Annotated in this window: 1 pseudogene; it reads right to left on the reverse strand. The window is 56.4% G+C overall.

Features of this window, described 5'->3' with window-relative positions:
• Positions 1-753 (reverse strand): annotated as a pseudogene (locus QSV36_RS08525) (IS3 family transposase); the annotation flags it as partial.
• Positions 754-884: the final 131 nt, after the last annotated feature.

The following is an 884-nucleotide window of genomic DNA, read 5'->3' on the forward strand; positions in this document are numbered from 1 at the left end:
GTAGACCGCGCAGGCTTCCTCTCTCTTCAATGTAGCGAAGAAACTTTCAGCTACGGCGTTATCCCAGCAGTTTCCTCTCCGACTCATGCTTTGCGCGAAGCCCTTCTTGGCCAAAGCGAGACGAAACCTGCTGCTCGCGTACTGGCGCCCTTGATCGGAATGGAAAATCACTCCGTAGACGCCCAAACATGCGTTCCAGGCGTTCATAAAAGCGCGCTCGACCAAGTCGTCAGGCATCCTGTCCGCCAGGCTGTAACCTAGCACCTGGCGGGTTTGGATGCTCAGTACCACTGCCAGATAAAGCCAGCCCTCTTTCGTAGCGATGTAAGTGATATCACTGACCCAGGCTGGGGTGGAGCTTTGAACGGAGAACTGACGACCCAATAAATTGCTCGCCACTGGCAGCGCATGGTGACTGTCGGTGGTGCACGGCCTGAAACCGCCCTTGGATCGGCCTTGTATGTGCTCTTCATGCATCAGCCGGTCAACGCGCTTATGACCTACCGCATAGGCCTGCTGCCTTAGCGCCTCGACTAGCCGTGGTCGGCCATAGGTCTTGCGGCTAGCCGCGTAAACCTTGTGTAGATCGATGCGTATTTGTGCATCCGGATCTGGACGGCCTTGGCGATGCTGATAGTCGTAAAACCCTGAAACCGAGACACCCATTACCCGGCACAACAGACGCACCGGGAACTGAGCCCGTTCTTCAGCGACGAAGGCGTATCTCACCTGGACTCTTTGGCAAAGAATACCGCCGCCTTTTTTAGGATTTCACGCTCCAGTTTCAGCTCGGCGTTCTCGGCTCGCAATCGTGCTAACTCGCTGTCCTCTCTGGTGATTGCGCGACGGTCAGGAGAGCTCAATGGCTGGCCGTTGCGGGAAGC

The organism is Pseudomonas sp. BCRC 81390 (assembly GCF_030341915.1).
Taxonomy (GTDB): domain Bacteria; phylum Pseudomonadota; class Gammaproteobacteria; order Pseudomonadales; family Pseudomonadaceae; genus Aquipseudomonas.